15 protein-coding genes are annotated in these 18,213 nt (G+C 51.0%); 7 read left to right on the forward strand and 8 right to left on the reverse strand.

Features of this window, described 5'->3' with window-relative positions; translation table 11 throughout:
* Together AACU55_RS22625 and AACU55_RS22630 are read right to left on the reverse strand one after the other, a co-directional pair.
* Entirely contained in the window at positions 1 to 948 is a 948-nt protein-coding gene (locus tag AACU55_RS22625; RefSeq protein WP_013575056.1) for an ABC transporter permease, read from the reverse strand.
* On the reverse strand, positions 948 to 2,531 hold the full coding sequence (locus AACU55_RS22630; RefSeq protein ID WP_013575057.1) for an ABC transporter substrate-binding protein: 1,584 nt from the start codon (positions 2,529 to 2,531) through the stop codon (positions 948 to 950). The genes AACU55_RS22625 and AACU55_RS22630 overlap by 1 nt, the downstream gene beginning before the upstream one ends.
* A 219-nt stretch (positions 2,532 to 2,750) precedes the next feature.
* Between AACU55_RS22630 and AACU55_RS22635 the strand changes: the two genes are divergently transcribed.
* Positions 2,751 to 3,032, forward strand: coding sequence for a CBU_0592 family membrane protein (locus AACU55_RS22635; protein ID WP_013575058.1), 282 nt, complete (start codon positions 2,751 to 2,753; stop codon positions 3,030 to 3,032).
* A gap of 119 nt (positions 3,033 to 3,151) precedes the next feature.
* Here AACU55_RS22635 and AACU55_RS22640 read toward each other — a convergent pair whose 3' ends face one another.
* Both AACU55_RS22640 and AACU55_RS22645 read right to left on the reverse strand, forming a co-directional pair.
* Positions 3,152 to 4,042: a LysR substrate-binding domain-containing protein gene (locus tag AACU55_RS22640; RefSeq protein ID WP_013575059.1), complete on the reverse strand. Its 891-nt coding sequence runs from the start codon at positions 4,040 to 4,042 to the stop codon at positions 3,152 to 3,154.
* Between the two features lie 25 nt (positions 4,043 to 4,067).
* Positions 4,068 to 5,486 (reverse strand): aminotransferase-like domain-containing protein, encoded by a 1,419-nt coding sequence (locus AACU55_RS22645; RefSeq protein ID WP_013575060.1) that lies wholly within the window; start codon positions 5,484 to 5,486, stop codon positions 4,068 to 4,070.
* A 168-nt stretch (positions 5,487 to 5,654) separates the two neighbouring features.
* Between AACU55_RS22645 and AACU55_RS22650 the strand changes: the two genes are divergently transcribed.
* Positions 5,655 to 5,927, forward strand: coding sequence for a DUF1127 domain-containing protein (locus AACU55_RS22650; protein ID WP_134706172.1), 273 nt, complete (start codon positions 5,655 to 5,657; stop codon positions 5,925 to 5,927).
* A gap of 144 nt (positions 5,928 to 6,071) precedes the next feature.
* On the opposite strand, the gene metG is transcribed toward AACU55_RS22650, so the two are convergent.
* Complete coding sequence (gene metG / locus AACU55_RS22655) at positions 6,072 to 8,261, reverse strand: methionine--tRNA ligase (protein ID WP_255611161.1); 2,190 nt, start codon at positions 8,259 to 8,261, stop codon at positions 6,072 to 6,074.
* Between metG and apbC the strand changes: the two genes are divergently transcribed.
* From apbC to asmA, 4 genes are all read left to right on the forward strand, one after another.
* Positions 8,255 to 9,367: an iron-sulfur cluster carrier protein ApbC gene (gene apbC, locus AACU55_RS22660; protein ID WP_134706173.1), complete on the forward strand. Its 1,113-nt coding sequence runs from the start codon at positions 8,255 to 8,257 to the stop codon at positions 9,365 to 9,367. The genes metG and apbC overlap by 7 nt on opposite strands.
* A gap of 146 nt (positions 9,368 to 9,513) precedes the next feature.
* Positions 9,514 to 10,155 (forward strand): uridine kinase, encoded by a 642-nt coding sequence (udk, locus tag AACU55_RS22665; RefSeq protein ID WP_013575064.1) that lies wholly within the window; start codon positions 9,514 to 9,516, stop codon positions 10,153 to 10,155.
* A 37-nt stretch (positions 10,156 to 10,192) separates the two neighbouring features.
* Positions 10,193 to 10,774 carry a dCTP deaminase gene (gene dcd / locus AACU55_RS22670; RefSeq protein ID WP_013575065.1) on the forward strand — a complete coding sequence of 194 codons (582 nt, stop codon included), beginning with the start codon at positions 10,193 to 10,195 and terminating at the stop codon, positions 10,772 to 10,774.
* 43 nt (positions 10,775 to 10,817) lie between these two features.
* Positions 10,818 to 12,668 carry an outer membrane assembly protein AsmA gene (asmA, locus tag AACU55_RS22675; RefSeq protein WP_037034877.1) on the forward strand — a complete coding sequence of 617 codons (1,851 nt, stop codon included), beginning with the start codon at positions 10,818 to 10,820 and terminating at the stop codon, positions 12,666 to 12,668.
* A 78-nt stretch (positions 12,669 to 12,746) separates the two neighbouring features.
* On the opposite strand, the gene AACU55_RS22680 is transcribed toward asmA, so the two are convergent.
* On the reverse strand, positions 12,747 to 14,336 hold the full coding sequence (locus AACU55_RS22680) for a TerC family protein (RefSeq protein WP_013575067.1): 1,590 nt from the start codon (positions 14,334 to 14,336) through the stop codon (positions 12,747 to 12,749).
* 462 nt (positions 14,337 to 14,798) lie between these two features.
* On the opposite strand from AACU55_RS22680, the gene galU reads away from it, so the two are divergent.
* Positions 14,799 to 15,686, forward strand: coding sequence for a UTP--glucose-1-phosphate uridylyltransferase GalU (gene galU, locus AACU55_RS22685; protein WP_013575068.1), 888 nt, complete (start codon positions 14,799 to 14,801; stop codon positions 15,684 to 15,686).
* A gap of 115 nt (positions 15,687 to 15,801) precedes the next feature.
* Here the strand turns inward: galU and rfbA are convergent, their stop codons facing one another.
* Positions 15,802 to 16,674, reverse strand: a complete 873-nt coding sequence (rfbA, locus tag AACU55_RS22690) for a glucose-1-phosphate thymidylyltransferase RfbA (RefSeq protein ID WP_121019432.1) — start codon at positions 16,672 to 16,674, stop codon at positions 15,802 to 15,804.
* A gap of 19 nt (positions 16,675 to 16,693) precedes the next feature.
* Positions 16,694 to 17,758, reverse strand: a complete 1,065-nt coding sequence (rfbB, locus tag AACU55_RS22695) for a dTDP-glucose 4,6-dehydratase (RefSeq protein WP_121019431.1) — start codon at positions 17,756 to 17,758, stop codon at positions 16,694 to 16,696.
* Between the last annotated feature and the right edge of the window lie 455 nt (positions 17,759 to 18,213).

Genomic DNA, 18,213 nt, shown 5'->3' on the forward strand with positions numbered 1-18,213 from the left:
TTAGCGCGCATGGCGCAGGCGTGGATTGCACCAGATCGCCAGTAAGTCGGCGGTGGTGTTGAGGAAAATGTAAGTGCCGCCAAACAGCAGGCCACAGGCCTGAACCACCGGCAGGTCGCGCTTGGTTACCGCATCCACCATGTATTGCCCGATGCCCGGATAGACAAACACCACTTCCACCAGGATCACACCGACCACCAGATAGGCCAGATTGAACGCCACCACGTTGATGATCGGTGCAAGGGCGTTTGGCAGCGCGTGCGCGACCACGATACGCCAGCGCGGAATGCCTTTAAGCACCGCGCTTTCAATATATGGGCTGGCCATCACCGCAGTGACTGAGGCACGCGTCATGCGCAGCATGTGTGCCAGCACCACCAGCGTCAGGGTGAGCATCGGCAGGGTGCAGACGTAAAGCCGGTCGATGAACGACGAACTGCTGTCGACCATTGCCAGACTCGGGAACCAGGTCAGACGAATGGCGAAGGCGATCACCAGAATGTAGCCGACAAAAAACTCCGGCACCGAAATGCTGATGAGCGTCAGGGTATTTGCCAGCCGGTCAAAAACGGAACCGCGCCAGATAGCTGATGCGATCCCCAAACCGACAGCCAGCGGAATAGCGATCACCGCAGCGTATCCGGCGAGGAACAAGGTGTTCGCCAGACGTGGCAGCAATTCGTCACTGATAGCGCGACCGTTCGCCAGCGAATGCCCTAAGTCGCCGTGCATAATGCCCGCCAGCCAGTGCAGGTAGCGCAGCACCGACGGTTCATCCAGCCCGAGTTGCAGGCGCAACGCGGCAACGGTTTCAGGCGTGGCGCTCTGGCCTAAAATGGCCGTCGCGACGTCGCCGGGCAGCATTTCCGTGCCGATAAAAATCAGCACAGAAACCAGCCACAGCGTGATAATGCCTAACAGGATCCGCTGTAAAATCCGTTTTTTCATCATGCCTCCAGCCAGACGCGCTCGGCCAGACGACCACCCATGAAGTTGAACATCGGATGTGGCCTGATACCGCCGACTTTTTTGCTGGCTGCATCAAGATAATCGCCAAACAGCGGGATCATTGCACCGCCGTCGTCGCGCACGATACTTTGCAGTTCACCATAGATTTCAGCGCGTTTGCCTTCATCGAGCAGTGAGCGTGCCTGCAACAGCAGGGCATCAAACTTCTCATCTTTCCAGTGGGTGTCGTTCCATTTGGCAGTCGACTGATACGCGGTGGAAAACATCTGGTCAGCCGTCGGACGTCCGCCCCAGTAACCCATGCTGAACGGGGCTTTCATCCATACATCGTCCCAGTAGCTGTCGGCGGGCTGGCGTTTGATGTTGACCTGAATGCCGCCTTTTTGTGCTTGCCCCTGGAACAGGGCGGCCGCGTCGAGCGCACCGGCAAAAGCGGCGTCAGAGGAGGACAGTTCGATGTTGAGATCCGTCAGACCGGCTTTTTTCAGGTAGAACTTCGATTTGTCCGGATCGTAAACGCGCTGTTCCAGGCTGTGATTGAAGAAGCGGTCTGTCTTCGGGATCGGATGGTCGTTGCCCAGCGAACCGTAGCCACGCAGCACGGTATCGAGGATTTTCTGGCGATCTATGCCGTGTTTAATTGCCATGCGCACGTCGTTGTTATTATACGGCGCGACGCTGCAATCCATCAGGAAGGTGAAATGCTGACCGCCGGATGAACGCACAATGTTCAGTGCCGGGCTGCGTTTAAGGAAATCGACGGTTTTGAAATCGACACGGTTAATCGCGTGAACCTGGCCGGAAATCAGGGCATTGGTGCGGGCGGTCGGGTCGTTGATGACCAGCACTTCCACGGCATCAACAAAGGCGCGATCCGGCTTCCAGTAGTTCGGGTTGCGCTTGAACAGCGATCGCACGCCCGGTTCGTACTGATCAAAGATAAAACCGCCGGTACCGATCGGATGCGACCAGTCGGTAAAGCCGTTGGGTACCACCACCAGATGGTAATCCGCCAGCAGATACGGCAGGTCGGCGTTGCCACTTTCAAGCGTGATCAGGATCTGGTTGTCGCCCTGTTTGGTCAGACCTGTAATCGGGGCCAGTTGAGTTTTGATGGCGCTTTTGGATTTGTCGCCGCGATGCAGGTTGATGGAATAAAGAATGTCATCTGCATCCAGTTTTTTACCATTATGGAAGGTGACGCCATCACGAACGGTAAACACCCACTCGGTGGCACCGGGTTTGGCTTCCCAGGCGGAGAACAATTCAGGTGTGGCTTTGTTATTTTCATCAATTTCAATCAGGCCGTTCATCAGCATATATGCCTGATTTAATGGCACCCAGTCGCTGAATAATGTCGGGTCCAGCGTATCACTGGTATTTCCCCCTGACATACCCAGTTTTAATATGCCGCCTTTTTTCGGCTCAGCAGCAAAAGCAGAGAACGGTGAAAAGCCCATAGCACTGGTAATACCCACAGCAGAAACGCTGGTAATAAAGCCGCGACGGCTAAGTTGTGCATCCTGCATTAATTTCGTCAAAGGGGAATTATTATCTTTCATTAATTATCTCCATAGTACGTGCTGGAATTTTATAGGTGCAGGCGAAATACCCCGGGTGTTTCTAAATTGGCGCAATGGATTGCCTTGATGATTTATATCAAAACCCCCTGTTGAACTTGCATGAGAATTTATCATGAGGGTATGCGAAAAATGCGCGGCAGAACACCCTGAAAAGCTTTATTTTTCTCAGCTATCAACGTCTGGAAAGGGAAGTGACCGGTGGAACTGCATACGGTTGTCGGTTTAATTGGCGTGTTTTGCTATCTTCTGGCTTATGCGCTGGTTCAAATGCGCAGGCTAGCGGTTGATGCTAACAGTTACGCCTATCTTAATATAATCGGCGGCGTGTTTGGCCTGTATTCGTTAAGTCATGATTTCAACCTTGCATCCTGTATTTCGCAGTCATGCTGGCTGTTATTCACATTAATTGGTATGAATTCTGCGAGAAAACGCAGATATCTGGAGAAAAACAAAATACCGCCAGCCGATGTCAATTCATAATATTTTATTATGATGTCGGATTATTATTATTTTTCATAAATCACTGTGAACATGATCTCGTCAATCCTGCTGAATATTCATTGCCAGACCGGATATCCGGCCTGGCAAATTCATTCACTTTACGGCTGTTTTAACCAGTTAATGACTTTATGCACCACAGGTTTGAGGAACCGGTCCTGCGGCGTCAGCATGTAGCATTTTCCCGCGGCAGCCAGTTTGCCGGGATGTGCGGCGACCAGTTGGCCGTTATTGATGTAATCCTGCACCAGTCCTTCCCAGCCCAGCAAAATCCCATCACCCAGTACCGCCGACTGCACCAGAAACGGATAGTTGTTGGCCCGCCATGTTCTGCGCGGCGTGACGAAGCTGACGTCCTGCGACGCAAACCAGTCGCGCCAGCCGGTCCATTCGCGTTGCGGGTCATCCTGAATAAGCAATGTCTGTTCAAGTAAATCGGCGGCGCTGGCGTCAGGTGGCATACGGCTGAGGAATGACGGCGAGCACATCGGATAACAGACTTCGTCAAACAGCGCCTGTACGTGATAACCGGGCGGTGGCTCGCGCAGATAGAAGATAGCCAGATCAAATTCTGATGACTTGAGATCTGAAAAGCTGTCGGAAATCTTCATGCGGATTTGCAGGTCGGGCAGCAACTGACGCAACGAGGAAAGACGCGACGAAAGCCACAGGCCGCTCATGGCGCTGGTGCAGGCCAGCGTGACCTGCGGCAAACCGTTCCAGCCCATGACTTCCGCCGTGGATTGCGAAATATCGCCCAGTAATTTACGCACTTGTTGCGCATAGGTTTCACCGCGCGGCGTCAGGGTCGTTTTACGCTGGGCGCGCTGGAAAAGCTTACAACCGAGCATTTCCTCCAGTTGAATGATCTGGCGGCTGATGGCGCTTTGGGTAAGATTCAGCTCGTCGGCTGCCCGGGAAAAACTGCAATAACGCGCCACGCATTCAAAAGCCACCAGCGTGTTCAGTGGCGGTAACGGTTCTATCTGCACGGTAAAAGTGTCTCCGGATGGACGTTTAGCAGTTTTCCAGCATCTGAGAAATCGTCAGGCCCACCTGCTGGATGGCGCGTTCAGTTTTTGCTGTCAGGGGCTGTGCGTAATTGATGCGCAGGCAATTGCGGTATTTGCCAGAAGCAGAGAATATCGAACCGATGGCAATTTGCACTAAATGCTCTTCGAGCAGCCGGTTCAGCCGCTGTGTATCCACGCGTTCATCAAGTTCGATCCACAGCAAAAAACCGCCCTGGGGGCGGCTAACCCGGGAGCCGCACGGAAAATATTTCATCACCCAGTCAGTCATGGTGCACAGATTGCGCTGGTACTGGTTACGTATCCGGCGCATGTGCTGCAGATAATGCCCCTGTTTGATGAAATCCGCGATAGCGATTTGTGGCAGCGTAGCCGAGGCGCCGGTGGTGATGTATTTCATGTGCAGCGCACGGTCGTGATAGCGACCCGGCGCGATCCAGCCGACGCGTAAACCGGGCGCCAGCGTTTTGGAAAACGAACTGCACAGCAATACGCGGCCATCTTCATCGAAAGAGGTAATGGTGGCAGGGCGCGGATACTGATACGCCAGTTCACCATAAACATCGTCTTCGATAATGGCGATATCGTAGCGTTGCGCCAGACGCAGCAGGCTTTTCTTACGGTCATCAGGCATGTTGTAACCGAGCGGATTATTGCAGTTGGGCGTCAGTTGTATGGCTTTGACCGGCCACTGTTCCAGCGCCATCTCCAGTGCTTCGAGGCTGATCCCGGTCACCGGATCGGTCGGGATTTCCAGCGCTTTCATGCCAAAACCTTTCAGGGTTTGCATCGCCCCGTGAAAACTCGGCGAATCCACCGCCACGATATCGCCGTGTTCACAGACCGAACGGATGGCGATAGACAGTGCTTCATGACAGCCGGTGGTGATCAGGATATTGCTGGCATCCATATGGCTGCCGCTGTCAATCATCAGACGGGCGATCTGTTCGCGTAATTCTTCCGAGCCGTAAATGCTGTCGTAATGAAACGCGTTGAGATTCTGATGCTGGCCGGCGCGCCCCATCAGGCGGCTGAGGGGCCTGAGCGTGGCAGCCGTAACATCCGGCGAGCCCCGCCCGAGCTGCACCACGCCGGGACGGTGCGGGGAAGTAATCAGTTCGAGTACCTGATCCCACTGGGAAATATCCACCGGACGTTGCGTCGGGCGGCAAACCGCCGGAAGCGCTGCCTGCAAGCGTGCATCTTTGACAAAGTAGCCTGATTTTGGTCGTGCCTCCACCAGCTGTTTTTCTTCCAGCACGCGGTAGGCTTGCTGAACCGTGCTGACGCTGACGCCATGTTCACTGCTTAACACCCGCACCGAAGGCAGCCGGATACCTGCCGGATACAGCCCCTGCTCAATACGGTCACTCAAGACATTTGCCAGATTTTCGTAACGATTCATTATCTTTTCCTCAACGCCTGCGCAAAGAAAGCAGTACAGATGGACACAATCTAACGCTGAATCTGTCATCAGATCCAGATCTGTATGGTCGAAATATAAAAAAACTGAATCTGTAATGTTTTTACTGTTTGTAAGATCCTGATGTCAGGTCGTCAACGGGAGCAGAATATGAAAAATATCATTGAAGAACGGCAGTTTGCCGGATGTGAGACACGCGTTTGTGCTGATATCTTGGGGGCGGACAGGGCAGTACAGATGCCGCAAAAAAAGAGCGGATGGATAAAACAGTTGTTTGCTATCGTGCATAGCTGGAATGAGCGCCGCGTCAGCCGCAAGATTTTACATTCGCTGAGTGCTGATCAATTGAAAGATATCGGGCTGGCGAAATCGGATATCGACAGAGAGTATCCGAAAGCCATTTGGCCGAACTGGCCGAAGTGATTATGCTCCCTCCCCTGCGAAGGGGAGGGCCGGGGTGGGGTATTAAGGTCAAAAAAATAAGCTGAAGTTTCTCCAACTCTTTATTTTGTCTGTAAAACCCCCTCCCAACCTCCCCCTTCGCAGGGGGAGGAGCAGTCATGAGTTTTACTTCACCTGCATACCCGGCTGTGCGCCGGAATCCGGGCTGAGCAGGAAGATGTCTTTTCCGCCAGGGCCCGCCGCCATCACCATCCCTTCAGAGATGCCGAAGCGCATTTTACGCGGTGCGAGGTTAGCGACCATGATGGTCAGACGGCCTTCCAGTGCTTTCGGATCAGGATACGCAGAGCGGATACCGGAGAAAATCTGACGGGTTTCACCGCCCAGATCCAGTTGCAGACGCAGCAGTTTGTCTGAACCTTCCACAAAATCAGCGCTCTTGATCAGGGCAATACGCATATCCACTTTGGCGAAATCATCAAATGTGATGGTTTCCTGAATCGGGTCATCGGCCAGCGGACCGGTTGCCGGTACTTTGGCGGCTGCGATGTCTTCTTTCGAGGCATCAACCATCGCGGTGACTTTATCCAGTTCGATACGGTTAAACAGCGCTTTGAACGGGTTTACCTGATGCGACAACAGCGGTTGGGCAATCGCGTCCCAGTCCAGTGTGGTATTCAGGAAGGCTTCTGTGCGCTCTGACAGTGAAGGCAGAACCGGCTTCAGATAGGTCATCAGTACGCGGAACAGGTTGATGCCCATTGAGCAGATGGCCTGCAGGTCGGCATCACGGCCTTCCTGTTTTGCGACAACCCACGGTGCCTGTTCATCGACATAACGGTTTGCCAGGTCAGCCAGCGCCATGATTTCGCGGATTGCACGGCCTGATTCACGGCTGTCATACGCCTGAGCAATGCTTTCAGCGGCATCGGTGAAGGTTTTGTACAGCGTTTCATCGGCCAGCGTGTCAGCCAGTTTGCCGTCAAAACGTTTGGCGATGAAACCGGCATTACGTGAGGCCAGGTTAACCACTTTGTTCACGATATCAGCGTTAACGCGCTGCACGAAATCTTCCAGATTCAGGTCGATATCGTCGATGCGTGAAGACAGTTTCGCGGTGTAGTAATAACGCAGGCAGTCCGCATCCAGATGGTTCAGATAAGTGCTGGCTTTGATAAACGTGCCACGCGACTTGGACATTTTTGCGCCGTTGACGGTGACATAACCGTGCACAAACAGGTTGGTCGGCTTGCGGAAACCGCTGCCTTCCAGCATGGCTGGCCAGAACAGGCTGTGGAAATAAACGATGTCTTTACCGATAAAGTGATACAGCTCGGTGGTGGAATCTTTTTTCCAGAACTCGTCAAAATTCAGGTCACTGCGGCGGTCGCACAGGTTTTTGAATGAACCCATGTAGCCGATTGGCGCGTCCAGCCAGACGTAGAAATATTTGCCCGGCGCATCAGGAATTTCAAAGCCGAAGTATGGCGCATCGCGTGAGATATCCCACTGTTGCAGACCATGCTCGAACCACTCCTGCATTTTGTTTGCCACTTGCTCCTGCAACGCGCCCGAACGGGTCCATGCCTGCAACATCGCGCTGAATTCAGGTAAATCAAAGAAGTAGTGCTCGGAATCACGCAACACCGGCGTCGCACCGGAGACCACCGATTTCGGGTCAATCAGTTCCGTCGGGCTGTAGGTTGCGCCACACACTTCACAGTTATCGCCGTACTGATCCGGTGATTTACATTTCGGGCAGGTGCCTTTAACGAAACGGTCTGGCAGGAACATGCCTTTCTCAGGATCGTACAACTGCGAAATGGTGCGGTTTTTGATAAAACCGTTTTCTTTCAGACGACCGTAAATCAGCGCAGACAGCTCACGGTTTTCGTCGCTGTGCGTGGAGTGATAGTTGTCGTAGCTGATGCCGAAGCCGGCGAAATCTTTCTGATGCTCCTGGCTCATTTCGGCAATCATCTCTTCCGGCCTGATACCGAGCTGCTGCGCTTTCAGCATGATCGGGGTGCCGTGTGCATCGTCCGCACAGATGAAATGCACTTCATTGCCGCGCATTCGCTGGTAACGGACCCAGACGTCAGCCTGGATGTGCTCGAGCATGTGACCGAGATGGATGGATCCGTTGGCGTACGGAAGTGCACAGGTTACCAAAATTTTTTTCGCGACTTGAGCCATAGTAAGAGCTTGCTTTCTGTAGTTGAAATCAGGGGCATTGATGTTAACCGAAAGCGCCGCCCCGCGTAAACAAACGGGGGATCTCCTTACGTGTGTTCTGTTATGCTTATGGATAGATAAATAGTCTGATAACCCCCTTTCAAGGAGCCGGGATGACATCTCAATCCCCACAGCAGACCACACCCGCAGGGCTGCGCGCACTCGTGACCGGCGTACTGGCCACCTTCCGCCATTCCACACTGCAAAAAGATTTGCCCGCGATGAAAGCGTTGCATCACTGCGTGTTAATGGATGACGTTTTACATATTGATCTGACCCTGCCGTTCGCCTGGAACAGTGGTTTTGATGTATTAAAAGAACAAACCAGCAGCGAATTGTTGCGGGTGACCGGTGCTTCCGCCATTCAGTGGAATCTGCGCCACGATATTGCCACCATCAAACGGGCAAACGATCAGCCGGGTATCAAAGGTGTGCGCAATATTCTGGCGGTCAGTTCGGGTAAAGGCGGGGTAGGGAAATCGACCACGGCGGTGAACCTGGCGCTGGCGCTGGCAGCAGAAGGTGCCAAAGTCGGTATTCTGGACGCCGATATTTACGGCCCGTCAGTGCCGAATATGCTGGGCACTGAGGAAGAACGTCCGACCTCGCCGGACGGCGTGCACATGTCGCCGATTATGGCACACGGCCTGGCGACCAACTCGATTGGCTATCTGGTGACGGATGAAAATGCCATGGTGTGGCGCGGGCCGATGGCCAGTAAAGCGCTGATGCAGATGCTTCAGGATACGCTTTGGCCGGATCTGGATTATCTGGTCATCGATCTGCCGCCGGGTACGGGTGATATTCAGCTGACGCTGTCGCAAAACATCCCGGTTACCGCCGCCTTAGTGGTCACGACGCCGCAGGATATTGCGCTGCTCGATGCAATGAAAGGCATCGTGATGTTTGAAAAAGTGCATGTGCCGGTTCTGGGGATTGTAGAGAACATGAGTATGCATGTATGCAGCAACTGCGGGCATCACGAACCGATTTTCGGTACCGGTGGCGCACAACGTCTGGCTGAGAAATACCGCTGTGATTTACTGGCGCAATTGCCGCTGCATATTTCGCTGCGTGAAGATTTAGATCGTGGTGAGCCAACAGTCGTTTCCAACCCCGAAAGTGAATTCACGGCAATTTACCGTGAGCTGGCGGCAAAAATTGCGTCACAACTGTTCTGGAAAGGCGATGCCATCCCGATAGAAATTGCCTTCAGAGCCGTTTAATCCCCCAACTCTGTGAATTATTGCCTGATGTCAGCGATTACACAGCCTTAACGCTGGCATCGGGCAGTGTGTTGTACTTATAATTGGCGCGTTCAAAGCATATATCTGTGCTTGCCTTCCAACTTCCAAATCAGGTCTTTAATTTTATGTCTGACAAATTCCATCAGTGTGTCATCGTGGGTATCGCTGGCGCATCTGCTTCGGGAAAAAGCCTCATCGCCAGTACGTTATACCGTGAACTTCGTGATCAGGTCGGTGATGAGCATATCGGGGTGATCCCGGAAGATTGCTACTATAAAGACCAAAGTCACATGACCATGGAAGAGCGGGTCAAAACCAACTACGACCATCCCAGTGCGATGGACCACAATTTGCTGTTCCAGCATTTACAGGCAATGAAGTCTGGTCAGGCGATTGAATTGCCAAGCTACAGCTTCATTGAGCATACCCGTCTGCCTGAGACGGTGACCCTTAAACCGAAGAAAGTGATTATCCTGGAAGGGATCCTGCTCCTGACCGATGCACGTTTGCGTGACGAAATGAATTTCTCCATTTTCGTCGATACTCCGCTGGATATCTGTCTGATGCGCCGTATGAAGCGTGACGTCAATGAACGTGGTCGTTCGATGGATTCTGTGATGGCGCAGTATCAGAAAACGGTTCGTCCAATGTTCCTGCAATTTATCGAGCCTTCAAAACAATACGCAGACATCATTGTGCCGCGCGGCGGCAAAAACCGGATTGCGATTGATATCCTCAAGGCTAAAATCAGCCAGTTCTTCAATTAATCGCGGAACAATCCGTTAAAACCATACCGGAGATACGATGAGACTTTGCGACCGAGATATAGAGGCCTGGCTGGACAGCGGCAAATTAGGTATTTCACCCCGTCCTCCGGTCGAACGGATTAATGGTGCAACGGTAGATGTGCGTCTGGGTAACGGATTTCGCGTTTTCCTCGGGCACAATGCGGGTTATATCGATCTGAGTGGCCCTAAAGACGAAGTCAGCGCTGCACTCGATAAAGTGATGAGTGATGAGATTGTGTTGCCGGAAGGCGAGGCGTTCTTCCTGCATCCGGGCGAACTGGCACTGGCGGTGACCTTTGAGTCTGTCACCATTCCTGACGATCTGGTGGGCTGGCTGGACGGACGCTCTTCACTGGCGCGTCTCGGGCTGATGGTGCACGTGACCGCACACCGCATTGATCCGGGCTGGCAAGGGCGTATTGTTCTCGAGTTTTATAATTCAGGTAAGCTCCCGCTGGCGCTTCGCCCGGGAATGTTGATTGGCGCGCTGAGTTTTGAACCGTTATCCGGTTCTGCTGCACGGCCATACAATAGCCGTCAGGATGCGAAATACCGCGACCAGCAAAGCGCTATTGCCAGTCGTATTGATAAAGACTGATTCTGTTTTTTATCCGTTTTCCGGATAAAAACGTGAGGAAGGCATGAGAAGACTCCTGACAACACTGGTGATTTTACTGGTGGTTATCATTGCCGGTATGACTTCGCTGGTATTCCTGATTAACCCGAACGATTTCCGCCAGTACATGGTAGAGAGGGTCGAGGTGAAAAGCGGCTATCAACTGGCTATCAACGGTTCCCTGCGCTGGCATGTCTGGCCGCAGCTCAGCATCATTGCCGGACAGACCTCTCTGACCGCGCCTGGGGCTAAGGCACCGGTTGTCAGCGCTGAGAACATGCGGCTGGATGTCAAACTCTGGCCTCTTATTTCTCATCAGCTCGCGGTCAAGCAGGTTCTGCTGAAAAACGCCGTCATTCGTTTAACGCCGGAAACGGAAGAGAATCAGCCCAATGCACCGGTCGCACCTTCTACGCCAACGCCTGTTGCGCCAGGGGCATCCGAACTTGAAGCGGGCTGGAAATTTGATATTGATAAAATCAGCGTGGCTGACAGTTTACTCATCTGGCAGCGCGGTGATGACGAGCAGATCAACGTGCGTGATATCAATCTGGAAATGGAAAAGAATGACAACCGTCAGGCTAGTATCCAGCTTTCAAGTCGCATAAACCGCGACCAGCGCGATCTGTCGTTCACCATGAAAGCCGACCTGGATATGCAGCACTATCCGCAGGCTGTCTCTGCCAGCATCAGCAAGTTCACTTATCAACTCAATGGTGCCGATATCCCGGTGAAAGGCCTTCAGGGGAATGGTTCCATGCAGGTGAGCTATCAGCGTGATAACAATATGCTGACGCTGAACCAGCTGGCCCTGTCGGCCAATGATAATCAGATCTCCGGCACGGCCTCTGCGAAGCTGGGAGAACTGGCGGATTATCAGCTCAATTTAACCGCTGATAAGCTTGATCTTGATGCGCTTTCCGGCTGGCAGCCTGATACGCAGGAACAATCGTCGCAAACCGCGCAGTCTGTGACGTCAGCACCCGTTATCGCCCGTGATGTGGATGAACAGCCAAACGGGCTGAATGATTTGCAAACCTTCAATGCCACCCTGGCGCTTAAAGTTGCTGATCTCACTTATCGCGGTATGAAAATCCAGAACCTGGCCCTGAATGCGGTCAATCATCAGGGCCAGGTTTCCTTGCCGACATTTAGCGGCAATCTGGGAACAGGGCGCTTTTCTCTGCCAGGCACACTGGATGTCACGGGGAATAAAATTCAGGTCCATCTGACACCGGATGTGGACAGCATTGAACTGGGTGATTTACTGACAGCTTACGGGTTACCGAAAGTCCTGACCGGGAGCTTCTCTATGCAAGGGAATGTTAACGGAGAAGGGTTGTCGGCCGTTGATTTTGCACGGCGATGGCAAGGTGAGGGGCAGCTTTCAATGGATAACGCGCGTCTGAATGGCCTTAATATTCAGCAACTCATTCAGCAGGCGGTCAGCCGTAATACCAGTAATGTTCAGGGACTTGAAAAGTATGAGCACTATAGCCAGATCGATACGCTGAAAGCGCAGGGACATCTGGCCGAAGGTACACTGACGCTGAATAATCTTGAAGGTCAGTCGCCAATGGTGTCTGCGAAAGGTGACGGAACAATCGATATGTCGAATCAAAAGGTGGATATGAACCTGCTGATCCGCGTTACCGGTGGCTGGAAAGGTGACAATAATCTGATCAATACCCTGAAAACGACAGACATCCCGTTGCGGGTTTACGGACCCTGGGCTCAGATGGGATATCAGCTGCAGGTGGACCAGATACTGAGGCGTACGTTTGAACAAAGCGCTCGCAGCGCCCTTCAGAACTGGGTCGACAAGCGTAAGGACAGTAAAGAAAAAAGCGATGTTGAGAAATTACTCAACAAATAATCTCTTTTCTAAGCCAATTCTGAGCATAAACAAAACGGGGTGCCATCGCAGGCACCCCGTTTTGTTTACAGGATTGAGTCAGACTTCGTAATCGTCTTCAGAGGCGGTATCAGGTGGCGTGATCTTCACTTTTAAAATGCGGTGACTGCTGACTTCTAAAGGCTCAAACAGATAGTCATTAATGTGTATCTGCGCGCCCACCTGCGGGATACTTTGGGTATATTCCATCAGCAGACCGGCCAGGGTGTGATATTCCCTTTTTTCATCCACCGGCAGGGAAATATACATCACCAGATCGTCAAGCGGCATGTAGCCGTTGGCTATCCAGCTTCCATCCTCCTGCTGCTGGATATCATGCCGTGCATCAGGCGTTTCGTCAGACTCTGGCAGGTTACCGGCAATGGTTTCCATCACATCCGTCAGGGTCACGATTCCTTCGACAGAACCAAATTCATCGACCACGAAAGCAAAATGCGTTTTTGCCTGGCGGAATTGTTCGAGGGCCATCAGCAGAGAAAGCTGTTCCGGGAAAATCAGGGGCTGGCGGATCAGCGCCTTAAGATCCAGTTCATTTTGCAGCAGTTGTTGTTTGAGCAGGTCGACAACGTGCACAACGCCCAGCGGTTCGTCGGTGGAGCTGTCTTCGGTGACCAGCATACGGGTATGTTGGTTATCAGCGATTTGCTGCGTCAGCACGTCGACAGGGTCATTAAGTTCAAGATGGTCTACGTCGTGGCGGGAGGTCATTACGCTGCTGACGGTGCGTTGCCCGAGTCCCAGCACGCGTTCAATCATGTGACGCTCCTGCTGGTTGAAAATTGCATCTTCTTCGTCAGCGCTGTCTGCAATCATGTTTGAGGAGTGAGCATCAAGTTCGGCTTCTTCATGTTTGCCACGCAAGACGCGCAATACGGTTTCTGCAGTGCGTTCACGCAGAGAGCGGCGCGAGGATAAAAAGCGTTTGCGGTTAAACTGTGCCAGCTGATTCAGCCCTTCAATGATCACGGAGAAACCGATCGCGGCATACAAATACCCTTTCGGGATAACATAGCCAAAACCTTCGGCAACCAGGCTGAAGCCGATCATCAGCAGGAAACTGAGACATAAGATGACGATAGTCGGATGCGCATTCACGAAGCGTGTCAGTGGCTTACTGGCGAGCAGCATCAGGCCGATAGCGATACACACGGCCACCATCATGACGGCCAGATGCTCAACCATTCCGACCGCGGTAATCACTGAGTCGAGTGAAAAGACCGCATCCAGCACGACAATCTGAGCAACGACCGGCCAGAATTTAGCACCGCGCTGCTGATGGCTTTGTTCTTCATCTTTGCCTTCGAGTCGTTCATTAAGCTCCATCGTCGCCTTGAACAACAGGAATATCCCCCCCGCGAGCATAATCATATCGCGAGCGCTGAACGGATGCCCGAGCACGGCAATAAGAGGGCGGGTCAGTGTCGAAAGCCAGGAAATGCAGGCCAGCAGAAGTAAGCGCATGACGAGGGCCAGTAAAAGCCCGGTGACGCGAGCCTTGTCACGCTGCTGACGCGGAAGTTTTTCTGCCAGGATGGCAATGAAAATGAGATTGTCTATCCCCAGGACAATTTCGAGAACTACCAGGGTCGCAAGCCCGGCCCAAATCGAGGGATCGGCGATCCATTCCATATTGCGTTTTTCACCTTTGGTTACACGACAGCTGTCGCATGGTGAATAATGGGCGTCAGCGCTACAAATTTCAAATCTAAAACAGCGGTCTAGGCAAACTGGCAAGGGGGCCCAGGGGAAGAAGGATGAGATGTGATAAAAAGCCGTCAGGACTGATTTGGAAAGCAGCAAGTTACGATTATTAAATCACCGAACAGGTATAACATTCCTAAAAATAAGCCTTTAGCTTACTGTTTGGTGCGGCTTACTGGTATCGTAACTGAATTAACATAATCGTGTTTGAGTCCTAAAGTCATGAGTATGGTCTCCCTAAACCAAATCACAGAGACTATACTCATGGAAGAACTATCGGATTGGGAATTTAAATCAATTTTACAATTTCAGTTCAGAGAAATCCCTGACGCGTTTGGATGGTAACTGACTGAATTTACACACCATAGGTTTCAAGGAGTATCCTTTACAATGTTAAAAGCTGTTATCCCTGTTGCCGGTCTGGGCACACGTATGTTGCCAGCGACGAAAGCGATTCCAAAAGAAATGCTGCCTATCGTCGATAAGCCTTTGATCCAGTACATCGTTAATGAATGTGCTGCGGCGGGCATCAAAGAAATCATTCTGGTCACACACTCTTCGAAAAACGCGATCGAAAACCACTTCGATACCTCTTTCGAGCTGGAAAGTATGCTTGAATCCCGTGTGAAACGTCAGCTGCTGGAAGAAGTGCAGTCTATCTGCCCGAAAGGCGTGACCATCATGAACGTACGTCAGGGGCAATCAAAAGGCCTTGGGCATGCGGTTCTGTGTGCAAAACCTCTGATTGGTAATTCTCCTTTCGCGGTTATTCTGCCAGACGTTTTGATGGATGATTCCACCAGCGATCTGCGCAAAGATAACCTTGCTGCTATGCTTCGTCGCTTCCAGGAAACTGGCAACAGCCAGGTCATGGTTGAAGAAGTGCCGGAGAAAGACGTTTCCAAGTACGGTATTGTTAACTGCAACGGCGTAGAAGTTGAACCGGGCGAAAGCGCGCCAATGACGGCTATCGTTGAAAAGCCGGAACTGAAGGACGCGCCATCAAACCTCGCGGTTGTCGGCCGTTATGTTCTGTCCGAAGCTATCTGGCCACTGCTGGCAGTGACACCGTATGGTGCAGGTAATGAAATTCAGCTGACTGATGCCATTGCCATGCTGATGAAAAAACATACTGTTGAAGCCTTCTCCATGACTGGCCGTTCACATGACTGTGGTGATAAGCTCGGTTACATGAAGGCGTTTGTTGAGTATGGTATTCGCCATAACACGCAGGGCGAAGCGTTCAAGGCATGGTTGAAAGAGTTTGCCGAAGAGTAAAAATTAATTTATTTCGAGCAATAAAAAGCACCGAATTTTCGGTGCTTTTTTTTTATCTGAAGTGATATTTAGAAAATAATTCAGGCCGGACTAGCCCATCAGCCTGAATTTATAATCAGTTATGTTCGTTAAGTAGTTGGGTCAGATACGCGCCATAAGCAGTTTTGCTCATTAATGCAGCTTGTTCAGCAACACGCTCTTTGCTCAACCATCCTTTACGAAACGCAATCTCTTCCAGACAAGCTACTTTAAAACCTTGTCGTTTTTCAATGGTGTGGACGAATTGTGAAGCCTCAATCAGGCTATCATGTGTTCCTGTATCGAGCCACGCAAAACCTCGGCCCAGAAGCTCCACCTGCAATTGACCTTTCTCAAGATACATTTCGTTTAATGTCGTTATCTCAAGCTCACCACGATGAGATGGCTTAACTTGTTTAGCCATTTCAACGATATTTTTGTCATAGAAATAGAGTCCGGTCACTGCCCACTGAGATTTTGGTTTTAATGGTTTTTCCTCAATGGAAAGTGCTTTAAAGTCCTTATCAAATTCAACCACGCCAAAACGCTCGGGGTCTTGAACCTGATAGCCGAAGACTGTTGCGCCCGTTTCTCGTTTAGCAACGGCTTCAAGCTGTTTGCCAAAGCTTTGACCAAAATAGATATTGTCGCCAAGAACAAGTGCACAACGTTCGCCGTTTATAAACTCTTCACCGATGATGAATGCCTGGGCAAGGCCATCTGGAGATGGCTGTACTGCATATTCGAGTTTAATGCCGTATTGAGAACCATCACCCAGTAAGCGTTGAAAGGATGGCATATCTTCAGGGGTAGAAATCACCAATATTTCATTAATACCTGCCAGCATAAGCACAGATATTGGATAATAAATCATCGGTTTATCATAAATCGGTAACAGCTGTTTCGATACACCGCGGGTTAGGGGGTACAAGCGTGTGCCTGAACCGCCAGCTAAAACGATACCTTTCACTAGATTCTTCTCCTTAAAATTAGTTAGTCAAGCCAAGACGTTCACCGGCATAAGAACCATCCTGAACCCGGCGCCACCAATTTTCATTGTTCAGATACCATTCAACCGTTTTACGAATTCCGCTTTCGAAAGTTTCTTGTGGTTTCCAGCCTAACTCTTGCTCGATCTTACTGGCATCAATGGCGTAACGCATATCGTGACCAGGACGATCTTTCACAAATGTAATCAGTTCGGAGAACTTGGCGATCCCATTTGGTTTTGCGGAAATCAGTTCATCGAGCAACTCACAAATGGTTTTAACGACGTCAATATTTTTGCGCTCATTGTGACCACCAATGTTATAGGTTTCGCCTACGACACCCTCGGTAACCACTTTATAAAGTGCACGGGCATGATCTTCAACATACAGCCAGTCGCGCACCTGTGCGCCATCACCGTATACCGGTAATGCTTTACCTGAAAGTGCGTTCAGAATGATGAGTGGAATGAGTTTTTCCGGGAAATGATAAGGACCGTAATTATTCGAACAATTTGTCACAATCGTAGGGAAGCCGTAAGTGCGCTGCCAGGCTCGCACTAAATGATCGCTGGAGGCCTTTGATGCAGAGTAGGGACTGCTTGGCGCATATGGCGTCGTTTCAGTGAAAAGATCCGTTGTGCCGTGCAAATCGCCATACACCTCATCCGTTGAAATATGATGGAAGCGGAAAGCCGATTTTTTCTCTTCAGGCAGAGAAAGCCAAAAATGTCGGGCTGCTTCCAGAAGCACATAAGTGCCAACAATGTTGGTTTCGATGAAGGCAGCCGGGCCATCAATCGAGCGATCAACATGGCTTTCAGCAGCAAGATGCATAACAGCATCCGGTTGGAAGTCAGTAAAAAGAGTATCCAGTTCTGTGCGATCACAAATATTTGCCTGCGCAAACTGATAGCGGGGATCAGATGATACGGGAAGGAGTGACTCAAGATTGCCCGCGTATGTGAGGCTATCGACAACCAGGACACTATCCTTTGTATTATCAATAATGTGACGAACAACTGCTGAACCGATGAAACCGGCACCACCGGTGATCAAAATTTTCATATATACGTACTCATTTATTAAGTGTTAGCTTTTTCACATGCCCAAAAAATCAGCTATTTCGCTTTTGTCGCGAATAAGAACATAGCGTAGCGCAGAGTTAGTGTAAGCGCAGCTATAATCAGGTGATTCCTGCATTTTCATGCTAAATATTTCTGCAAGCTATGTTTAACTAAAATATATCAACGGTCTGTTTAAAAAGTACCCTGCTGTTGTGGGGGGCACACACACAAAATCTTCTGCCAGAACTGGATACGTATCATATTACTTGTGACTCAGGGTTCTTGTAGGAATTGTCCAATTTGCAGCAAAAACTTGGTTTCAGAGAGGGGGATGGCTGTCTCATTATCGGTCACGGTGCTCTGCTGGTCAGTGTATTGCAAATTGCGGATGAGTTTGTAAGCAACGAACCGTATAGTAAAGATACAGTTAGCCGAGAAATGAACTTTTAGCCAGAT

Origin of the sequence: Rahnella sp. CJA17(1/100) (assembly GCF_963881615.1) — a bacterium.
GTDB classification, from domain to species: domain Bacteria; phylum Pseudomonadota; class Gammaproteobacteria; order Enterobacterales; family Enterobacteriaceae; genus Rahnella; species Rahnella aceris.

What these genes read in the sequence shown, in the direction of transcription:
- AACU55_RS22625 (WP_013575056.1), bottom strand. Translation starts at nt 948, where the DNA reads ATGAAAAAACGGATTTTACAGCGGATCCTGTTAGGCATTATCACGCTG.
- AACU55_RS22630 (WP_013575057.1), bottom strand. Translation starts at nt 2,531, where the DNA reads ATGAAAGATAATAATTCCCCTTTGACGAAATTAATGCAGGATGCACAA.
- AACU55_RS22645 (WP_013575060.1), bottom strand. Translation starts at nt 5,486, where the DNA reads ATGAATCGTTACGAAAATCTGGCAAATGTCTTGAGTGACCGTATTGAG.
- AACU55_RS22650 (WP_134706172.1), top strand. Translation starts at nt 5,655, where the DNA reads ATGAAAAATATCATTGAAGAACGGCAGTTTGCCGGATGTGAGACACGC.
- apbC (WP_134706173.1), top strand. Translation starts at nt 8,255, where the DNA reads ATGACATCTCAATCCCCACAGCAGACCACACCCGCAGGGCTGCGCGCA.
- metG (WP_255611161.1), bottom strand. Translation starts at nt 8,261, where the DNA reads ATGTCATCCCGGCTCCTTGAAAGGGGGTTATCAGACTATTTATCTATC.
- udk (WP_013575064.1), top strand. Translation starts at nt 9,514, where the DNA reads ATGTCTGACAAATTCCATCAGTGTGTCATCGTGGGTATCGCTGGCGCA.
- dcd (WP_013575065.1), top strand. Translation starts at nt 10,193, where the DNA reads ATGAGACTTTGCGACCGAGATATAGAGGCCTGGCTGGACAGCGGCAAA.
- asmA (WP_037034877.1), top strand. Translation starts at nt 10,818, where the DNA reads ATGAGAAGACTCCTGACAACACTGGTGATTTTACTGGTGGTTATCATT.
- AACU55_RS22680 (WP_013575067.1), bottom strand. Translation starts at nt 14,336, where the DNA reads ATGGAATGGATCGCCGATCCCTCGATTTGGGCCGGGCTTGCGACCCTG.
- galU (WP_013575068.1), top strand. Translation starts at nt 14,799, where the DNA reads ATGTTAAAAGCTGTTATCCCTGTTGCCGGTCTGGGCACACGTATGTTG.
- rfbB (WP_121019431.1), bottom strand. Translation starts at nt 17,758, where the DNA reads ATGAAAATTTTGATCACCGGTGGTGCCGGTTTCATCGGTTCAGCAGTT.